Here is a 9,165-nt window from a genome sequence, read left to right as displayed (position 1 = left end):
CGGTCAGCGGCACCTCGGGCGCGGGCCGGGCCGCCAAGACCGACCTGCTGGGCTCCGAGGTGATCGGGTCCGCGCGGGCCTACAACATCGCGGGCGCTCACCGGCACACCCCCGAGATCGCCCAGGGCCTGCGCGCCGTCACCGACCGCGATGTGACGGTGTCGTTCACGCCGGTGCTGATCCCGACGTCACGGGGCATCCTGGCCACCTGCACCGCGCGCACCCGCTCGCCGCTGTCGCAGCTGCGGGCCGCCTACGAAAAGGCTTATGACGCAGAGCCGTTCGTGCACCTGCTGCCCGAGGGTCAGCTGCCTCGCACCGGTTCGGTGATCGGCAGCAACGCCGCCCACCTCGCCGTCGCGGTGGACGAGGCCGCGCAGACATTCGTGGCGATCGCCGCCATCGACAACCTGGTGAAGGGCACCGGCGGCGCGGCGGTGCAATCCATGAACCTGGCACTGGGCTGGCCGGAGACCGAAGGCCTTTCGGTGGTCGGGGTCGCGCCGTGACCCACCTTGCCGAGGCGCGCCTGGTGCGCGAACAGGGCGTCACCGCGCCGGCCGGATTCCGGGCCGCCGGCATCGCCGCCGGCATCAAGGCCTCGGGCAACCGCGACCTGGCCCTGGTCTTCAACGAGGGACCCGACTACGCGGCCGCCGGCGTGTTCACCCGCAACAAGGTCAAGGCCGCGCCCGTGCTGTGGTCCCAGCAGGTGCTGACCACCGGGGCGCTGCGCGCGGTGATCCTCAACTCCGGCGGCGCCAACGCGTGCACCGGCCCGGGCGGCTTCCAGGACGCCCACGCCACCGCGGAGGCCGTCGCGGCCGCGTTGTCGGACTGGGGGACCGAGACGGGGGCCATCGAGGTCGCGGTGTGTTCCACCGGGCTGATCGGGGACCGGTTGCCGATGGACAAGGTGCTCGCCGGGGTCCGGGCGGTCGTGCAGGACATGGCCGGCGGGCTGAGCGGCGGGGACGAGGCCGCGCGCGCCATCATGACCACCGACACCGTGCCCAAACAGGTTGCGCTGCACCACCCGGGCAACTGGACGGTCGGCGGGATGGCCAAGGGGGCGGGCATGCTGGCGCCCTCGCTGGCCACCATGCTCTGCGTGCTTACCACCGACGCGGCCGTCGACGCCGCCGCGCTCGGCACCGCGCTGCGCCGCGCCACCGCCCGCACCTTCGACCGGCTCGACATCGACGGCAGCTGCTCGACCAACGACACGGTGCTGCTGCTGGCGTCGGGCGCCAGCGAGATCACCCCGCCCCAGGCCGAACTCGAGGACGCCGTGCTGGCGGCCTGCGACGACTTGTGCGCGCAGCTACAGGCCGACGCCGAGGGCGTCACCAAGCGCGTCACCGTCACCGTGACCGGGGCCGCCTCCGACGACGACGCGCTGACCGCCGCGCGGGTGATCGCCCGCGACAGCCTGGTCAAGACCGCGGTGTTCGGGTCCGACCCCAACTGGGGCCGGGTGCTGGCGGCGGTCGGCATGGCGCCGGTCACCCTCGACCCGGACCGGATCCGGGTGTCTTTCAACGGTTTTGCCGTGTGCGTCGACGGCGTCGGGGCGCCCGGCGCGCGCGAGGTGGACCTGTCCGGCGCCGACATCGACATCACGGTCGACCTGCGCGTGGGCGACGGCTCCGCCGCCGTCCGCACCACCGACCTGTCGCACGCCTACGTCGAAGAGAACTCGGCGTACAGCTCATGACCGTGCACACTCAAGAGCTGTCCACCGCGGTCAAGGCGCAGGTGCTGGCCGAAGCGCTGCCCTGGCTCAAGCAGCTGTACGGCAAGGTCATCGTCATCAAGTACGGCGGCAACGCGATGACCGACGACACGCTGCGCCGCGCCTTCGCCGCCGACATGGCCTTCCTGCGCAACTGCGGCATCCACCCCGTCGTCGTGCACGGCGGCGGCCCGCAGATCACGGCCATGCTGCGGCGCCTCGGCATCGCCGGCGACTTCAAGGGCGGCTTCCGGGTCACCACACCGGAAGTGCTCGACGTGGCGCGGATGGTGTTGTTCGGGCAGGTGGGCCGCGAACTGGTCAACCTGATCAACGCGCACGGGCCCTACGCCGTCGGCATCACCGGCGAGGACGCGCAGCTGTTCACCGCCGTGCGGCGCAGCGTCACCGTGGACGGCGTGGCCACCGACATCGGCCTGGTCGGGGACGTCGAGCACGTCAACACCGCCGCGGTGCTGGATCTGATTGCGGCGGGCCGTATTCCGGTGGTGTCGACGCTCGCGCCGGACGCCGAGGGCGTGGTGCACAACATCAACGCCGACACCGCCGCGGCGGCGCTCGCCGAGGCCCTGCGGGCCGAGAAGCTGTTGATGCTCACCGATGTCGAGGGCCTCTACACCAGCTGGCCGGACCGGGATTCGCTGGTCAGCGAGATCGATACCGCGACACTGTCCCAACTGCTACCCACGCTGGAGGCGGGCATGATCCCCAAGGTCGAGGCGTGCCTGCGGGTGGTCACCGCGGGTGTGCCCAGCGCGCACATCATCGACGGCCGGGTCGAACACTGCGTGCTGGTGGAGCTTTTCACCGACGCGGGCACCGGCACCAAGGTGGTGGGCGCGTGACCAAAGGGGATTTGATGCAGCACCGCTGGCAAGCCGTGATGATGAACAACTACGGCACCCCGCCGCTGGCCCTGGCCGCCGGCGACGGCGCCCTAGTCACCGACGTGGACGGCAACACGTACCTCGACCTGCTCGGCGGCATCGCCGTCAACGTCCTGGGCCACCGCCACCCCGCCGTCATCGAGGCCGTCACGCACCAGATGACGACGCTGGGCCACACCTCCAACCTCTATGCCAGCGAGCCGGGCATCGCGCTGGCCGAAGAGCTGGTCGCCCTGCTCGGTGCGGACGCGCCCGCGCGGGTGTTCTTCTGCAATTCCGGCACCGAGGCCAACGAGGTCGCGTTCAAGCTGTCGCGGCTGACCGGACGCACGAAACTGGTTGCCGCGCAAGGCGGTTTCCACGGCCGCACGATGGGATCGCTGGCGCTGACCGGCCAGCCGAGCAAGCAGGCGCCGTTCGAGCCGCTGCCCGGCTTCGTCACCCACGTGCCCTACGGCGATGCCGACGCGCTGGCCGCCGCCGTCGACGACGCCACCGCCGCGGTGTTCCTCGAACCGATCATGGGCGAGGGCGGCGTCGTCGTCCCGCCCGGAGGCTATCTGACCGCCGCGCGCGACATCACCGCGCGGCACGGAACGCTCCTGGTGCTCGACGAGGTACAGACCGGAATGGGCCGCACCGGAGCGTTTTTCGCCCATCAGCACGACGGCGTCACGCCCGACGTCGTGACCATGGCCAAGGGCCTCGGCGGCGGGCTGCCCATCGGCGCCTGCCTGGCCGTCGGGCCGGCCGCCGAGCTGATGACGCCCGGGCTGCACGGCAGCACCTTCGGCGGAAACCCGATCTGCGCCGCGGCAGCGCGGGCGGTGCTGCGGGTGATCGCGGACGAGGATCTGGTCCGGCACGCCGAGGTGCTGGGCAAGTCGCTGCGCCACGGCATCGAGTCCCTGAACCACCCGCTGATCGACCACGTGCGCGGCCGCGGGCTGCTTCAGGGCATGGTGCTGGCCGCGCCGCGCGCCAAGGACGCCGAAAACGCCGCGCGCGACGCCGGATTCCTGGTCAACGCCGCCGTGCCGGACGTCGTCCGGCTGGCCCCGCCGTTGATCGTCACCGAGGCCCAGCTCGAGACCTTCGTCGAGGCGTTGCCGGCCATTCTGGACAGGGCCGCGGCGTGACCCCCCGCCACTTCCTGCGCGACGACGACCTGTCGCCCTCCGAGCAGGCCGAGGTGCTGCAGCTGGCCGCCGAGCTGAAGAAGGACCCGTTCAGCGCCCGGCCGTTGGACGGCCCACGCGGCGTCGCGGTGCTCTTCGACAAGAACTCCACCCGCACCCGGTTCTCCTTCGAGGTGGGCATCGCCCAGCTCGGCGGGCACGCCGTCGTCGTCGACGCCCGCAGCACCCAGCTGGGCCGCGACGAGACCCTGGGCGACACCGCGCGGGTGCTGTCCCGCTACGTCGAGGCCATCGTGTGGCGGACCTTCGCCCAGGACCGGCTCGAGGCGATGGCCGAGGCCGCCACGGTGCCCGTGGTCAACGCGCTCTCCGACGAGTTCCATCCCTGCCAGGTGCTCGCCGACCTGCAGACCATCGCCGAACGCAAGGGATCGCTTGCGGGACTGCGCATGTCCTACCTCGGCGACGGCGCCAACAACATGGCCCACTCGCTGCTGCTCGGCGGGGTGACCGCCGGCATGCACGTCACCGTCGCCGCGCCCGACGGCTTCGCCCCCGTCCCCGCGTACGTGGCGGCGGCCCGCGCGCGCGCCGAGACCACCGGCGGCTCGGTCACCCTGACCGCCGAGCCGGACGCCGCGGCGACCGGAGCCGACGTCCTGGTCACCGACACCTGGACGTCGATGGGGCAGGAGGACGACGGGCTGGACCGCCTCACACCGTTCCGGCCCTTCCAGGTCAACCAGCGGCTGCTGGGCCTGGCGGATCCGGAAGCCATTGTGCTGCACTGCCTTCCGGCCCACCGCAACGACGAGATCACTGACGAGGTGATGGACGGGCCGGCCAGCGTGGTCTGGAACGAGGCCGAGAACCGGCTGCACGCCCAGAAGGCGCTGCTGGTGTGGCTGCTGGAGCGGTCCCGATGACCCGCTCGAAAACCACCCCCGAAACCACCCGGGCCGGCCGCCAGGACCGCATCGTGGCGATCCTGTCGTCGGCGTCGATCAGCAGCCAGGGCGAGCTGGCCGCCCGGCTGGCCGACGAGGGCATCGAGGTCACCCAGGCCACCCTGTCGCGCGACCTCGAAGAGCTGGGCGCGGTGAAGCTGCGCGGCGCCGACGGCGGCGTCGGCGTCTACATCGTCCCCGAGGACGGCAGCCCGGTGCGCGGCGTCTCCGGCGGCACCGCGCGGCTGTCCCGGCTGCTCGGTGAGCTCCTGGTGTCCGCCGACGCCAGCGCGAACCTCGCCGTGCTGCGCACCCCGCCGGGCGGCGCCAACTACCTGGCCAGCGCGATCGACCGCGCGGCGCTACCGTACGTCGTCGGCACCATCGCCGGCGACGACACCGTCTTCGTGGCCGCCCGTGAGCCGATGACCGGCGCGGAGCTGGCCCGCACCTTGGAACAACTCACGTAAGCCGCACAACCTAAGGAGATTGGTTCATGTCAGATCGCGTCATCCTGGCGTATTCCGGCGGTCTGGACACCTCGGTCGCGATCAGCTGGATCGGCAAGGAAACCGGCCGCGAGGTGGTGGCGGTCGCGATCGACCTCGGTCAGGGCGGCGAGGACATGGAGGTCGTCCGCCAGCGTGCCCTGGACTGCGGCGCGGTGGAAGCCGTCGTCGTCGACGCCCGCGACGAGTTCGCCGAGGGCTACTGCCTGCCCACCATCTTGAGCAACGCCCTCTACATGGACCGCTACCCGCTGGTGTCGGCGATCAGCCGGCCGCTGATCGCCAAGCACCTGGTGGCGGCGGCCCGCGAGCACGGCGGCACCACCGTCGCGCACGGCTGCACCGGCAAGGGCAACGACCAGGTCCGGTTCGAGGTCGGATTCGCTTCACTGGCACCGGATTTGGAGGTGCTGGCCCCGGTCCGCGACTACGCGTGGACGCGGGAGAAGGCGATCGCATTCGCCGAAGAGAACGCCATCCCGATCAACGTCACCAAGCGCTCGCCGTTCTCCATCGACCAGAACGTGTGGGGACGCGCGGTGGAAACCGGCTTCCTGGAACACCTTTGGAACGCGCCCACCAAGGACATCTACGCCTACACCGAAGACCCCACCATCAACTGGAACACCCCCGACGAGGTGATCGTCGGGTTCGAGCGCGGGGTCCCGGTGTCCATCGACGGCAAACCGGTGTCGGTGCTGGCTGCCATCGAGGAACTCAACCGCCGCGCCGGCAGCCAGGGCGTCGGGCGCCTGGACGTGGTCGAGGACCGGCTGGTGGGTATCAAGAGCCGCGAGATCTACGAGGCCCCGGGGGCGATGGTGCTCATCACCGCCCATACCGAGCTCGAACACGTCACGCTGGAGCGCGAGCTGGGCCGCTTCAAGCGGCACACCGACCAGCGCTGGGCCGAGCTGGTCTACGACGGGCTCTGGTACTCGCCGCTGAAGACCGCGCTGGAGGCCTTTGTCGCCAAGACCCAGGAGCACGTCACGGGCGAGATCCGAATGGTGTTGCACGGCGGGCACATCGCGGTCAACGGCCGGCGCAGCGCGCAGTCGCTGTACGACTTCAACCTGGCCACCTACGACGAGGGTGACAGCTTCGACCAGTCGGCCGCCAAGGGCTTCGTCTACGTGCACGGGCTGTCGTCCAAGATCGCGTCCCGCCGGGACCTGGCCACATGACCGCGAGCGACCGTGTCTGCACGACGACACGCCGCATTGTGCGTACAAACGCGGTCGCTCGCGCGGGGGCGAGGGCTGAAGCGTGAGCACGCGCGAGGGGTCGCTGTGGGGCGGGCGGTTCGCCGACGGCCCGTCGGAAGCGCTGGCGGCGCTGAGTAAGTCCACCCATTTCGACTGGGTGCTGGCCCCCTACGACATCGTCGCCTCGCGGGCCCACACCGTGATCCTGTTCCACGCCGGGCTGCTCACCGCCGAGCAGCGCGACGGGCTGCTGGCCGGGTTGGAAAGCCTCGCCGAGGACGTGGCCGACGGCAGCTTCGCGCCGCTGGTGACCGACGAGGACGTGCACGCCGCGCTGGAGCGCGGGTTGATCGACCGGGTGGGGCCGGACCTGGGCGGCCGGCTGCGGGCCGGGCGGTCGCGCAACGACCAGGTGGCCACCCTGTTCCGGATGTGGCTGCGCGACGCGGTGCGCCGGGTCGCGGACGGGGCGCTGGAAGTGGTGGCCGCGCTGGCCGCCCAGGCCGCCGCGCACCCGACGGCGATCATGCCGGGCAAGACGCATCTGCAGTCCGCCCAGCCGGTCCTGCTGGCCCACCACCTGCTCGCGCATGCGCACCCGCTGCTGCGCGACGTGGACCGCATCGTCGACTTCGACCGGCGCGCGGACGTGTCGCCGTACGGCTCGGGGGCGCTGGCCGGGTCGTCGCTGGGGCTGGATCCGGACGCGATCGCCGCGAAGCTGGGATTCACCACCGCCGCGGACAACTCCATCGACGCGACCGCCGCCCGGGATTTCGCCGCCGAGGCCGCGTTCGTCTTCGCGATGATCGCCGTGGACGTCTCGCGGCTGGCCGAGGACATCATCCTGTGGAGCTCGACGGAGTTCGGCTACGTCAGGCTGCACGATTCGTGGTCCACCGGCAGCTCGATCATGCCGCAGAAGAAGAACCCGGACATCGCGGAGTTGGCCCGCGGCAAGTCCGGGCGGTTGATCGGCAACCTGGCCGGGCTGCTGGCGACGCTGAAGGCCCAGCCGCTGGCCTACAACCGCGACCTGCAGGAGGACAAGGAGCCGGTGTTCGACTCGGTCGCCCAGCTGGAGCTGTTGCTGCCGGCGATGGCCGGCCTGGTGGCCAGCCTGACGTTCGACGTCGAGCGGATGGCGGCCCTGGCCCCGGCCGGCTACACCCTGGCCACCGACATCGCCGAATGGCTGGTGCGCCGCGGGGTGCCGTTCCGGGCCGCGCACGAGGCCGCCGGCGCCGCGGTGCGCGCCGCCGAGGGCCGCGCCGTCGGGCTCGACGAGCTGACGGACGACGAGTTGGCCGCCATCAGCCCCGAGCTGACGCCGCAGGTGCGTGAGATCTTGACGGTCGAGGGCTCGGTGTCGTCGCGCGACCGGCGGGGCGGCACCGCGCCCGCCCGGGTCGCCGAGCAGCTCGAAGCCGTCGTGGCCCGCAGCGAGGAGCTCAAGGCGCTTCTCGGCGGCCGCGAATCATGACGTCCATTTACGCTCCGGTCAATTCCAATCCGACTAGAATTCCGGCTGAAGCGATGCGGCTGAACCTGTCATGCCGGATCCTCGTCATCAAGGGGTGGGACCAATGAGCGTCGTCGCGGGCGTGTCCGGTGCCTTGCCGCCGTATCGCTACTCCCAGCGAGAGCTCACCGACTTCTTCGTCAGCATCCCGGAGTTCGAGGGCTACGAGGACATCGTCCGGCAGTTGCACGCCAGCGCCAAGGTCAACAGCCGCCACCTGGTGCTGCCGCTGGAGCAGTACCCCGCCCTGACCGACTTCGGCGTGGCGAACCGGATCTTCATCGACAACGCCGTGGACCTGGGCTGCGAGGCGCTCTCGGGCGCCCTCGACGAGGCGGGCCTGCGGCCGCAGGACCTGGACGTGCTGATCACGACGACGGTCACCGGCCTCGCGGTGCCCTCCCTGGACGCCCGGATCGCCGGGCGGCTGGGGCTGCGCGACGACATCCGCCGGGTTCCGCTGTTCGGCCTGGGCTGCGTGGCCGGGGCCGCGGGCGTGGCCCGGCTCAACGACTACCTGCGCGGGGCGCCGGACGCCGCCGCCGCGCTGATCTCGGTCGAGCTGTGCTCGCTCACCTATCCCGGCTACAAGCCGTCGCTACCCGGCCTGGTCGGCAGCGCGCTGTTCGCCGACGGGGCGGGCGCGGTGGTGGCCGTCGGGGAGCGCCGCGCCGAACGGATGGCCCCCAGCGGGCCCGCCATCTTGGACTCGCGCAGCACCCTGTACCCCGACTCGCTGCGCACCATGGGCTACGACGTCGGCGCGGCCGGGTTCGAGCTGGTGCTGGCCAAGGACCTGGCCCAAGTCGTCGAGGAGCACATCGAGCGGGACGTCACCGGCTTCCTCGGTGCGCACGGGCTGACGACCACCGACATCGGCGCCTGGGTCAGCCATCCCGGCGGCCCGAAGATCATCGACGCGATCAACGCGAGCCTGAGCCTGCCGCCGGATGCGCTGGAGCTGACCTGGCGTTCGCTGGGCGAGATCGGCAACCTCTCGTCGGCGTCGGTGCTGCACGTGCTGCGAGACACCCGGGCCAAGCCGCCACCCAGCGGCAGCCCCGGCCTGATGATCGCGATGGGTCCGGGATTCTGTTCCGAGCTCGTCCTGCTGCGCTGGCACTGACACCTGAGGCGTTGCTTCTTGTCTGCCTTCGGAGAAACCTCGTGATGACATTTCCTTGCCCGGGCCGCGTG

General features: G+C 71.3%; 9 protein-coding genes. All 9 read left to right on the top strand.

What is annotated here, in order from left to right; genetic code table 11:
• A partial coding sequence (locus A5692_RS22000) for an Asd/ArgC dimerization domain-containing protein (RefSeq protein ID WP_255397063.1) occupies nt 1–509 on the top strand: 509 nt, incomplete at its 5' end.
• The gene (gene argJ / locus A5692_RS21995; protein WP_068059847.1) at nt 506–1,717 is read left to right on the top strand and encodes a bifunctional glutamate N-acetyltransferase/amino-acid acetyltransferase ArgJ; all 1,212 of its coding nucleotides are present in this window, start codon (nt 506–508) and stop codon (nt 1,715–1,717) included. The genes A5692_RS22000 and argJ, both read left to right, overlap by 4 nt.
• Entirely contained in the window at nt 1,714–2,601 is an 888-nt protein-coding gene (argB, locus tag A5692_RS21990; RefSeq protein WP_068059844.1) for an acetylglutamate kinase, read from the top strand. The genes argJ and argB overlap by 4 nt, the downstream gene beginning before the upstream one ends.
• A 14-nt stretch (nt 2,602–2,615) precedes the next feature.
• On the top strand, nt 2,616–3,782 hold the full coding sequence (locus A5692_RS21985; protein ID WP_082962983.1) for an acetylornithine transaminase: 1,167 nt from the start codon (nt 2,616–2,618) through the stop codon (nt 3,780–3,782).
• On the top strand, nt 3,779–4,708 hold the full coding sequence (gene argF, locus A5692_RS21980) for an ornithine carbamoyltransferase (protein WP_068059833.1): 930 nt from the start codon (nt 3,779–3,781) through the stop codon (nt 4,706–4,708). The genes A5692_RS21985 and argF overlap by 4 nt, the downstream gene beginning before the upstream one ends.
• Entirely contained in the window at nt 4,705–5,199 is a 495-nt protein-coding gene (locus tag A5692_RS21975) for an arginine repressor (RefSeq protein ID WP_068059831.1), read from the top strand. The genes argF and A5692_RS21975 overlap by 4 nt, the downstream gene beginning before the upstream one ends.
• Nucleotides 5,200–5,225: 26 nt before the next feature.
• Nucleotides 5,226–6,425 (top strand): argininosuccinate synthase, encoded by a 1,200-nt coding sequence (locus A5692_RS21970; RefSeq protein ID WP_068059828.1) that lies wholly within the window; start codon nt 5,226–5,228, stop codon nt 6,423–6,425.
• Between the two features lie 82 nt (nt 6,426–6,507).
• Nucleotides 6,508–7,929 (top strand): argininosuccinate lyase, encoded by a 1,422-nt coding sequence (argH, locus tag A5692_RS21965; RefSeq protein WP_068059825.1) that lies wholly within the window; start codon nt 6,508–6,510, stop codon nt 7,927–7,929.
• Between the two features lie 103 nt (nt 7,930–8,032).
• The gene (locus A5692_RS21960) at nt 8,033–9,094 is read left to right on the top strand and encodes a type III polyketide synthase (protein ID WP_068059822.1); all 1,062 of its coding nucleotides are present in this window, start codon (nt 8,033–8,035) and stop codon (nt 9,092–9,094) included.
• Nucleotides 9,095–9,165: the final 71 nt, after the last annotated feature.

Origin of the sequence: Mycobacterium sp. E342 (assembly GCF_001667665.1) — a bacterium.
Taxonomy (GTDB): Bacteria; Actinomycetota; Actinomycetes; order Mycobacteriales; family Mycobacteriaceae; genus Mycobacterium.
Note: the sequence above shows the minus strand (reverse complement) of the source record. Positions and strands in the feature narration are given on the sequence as shown.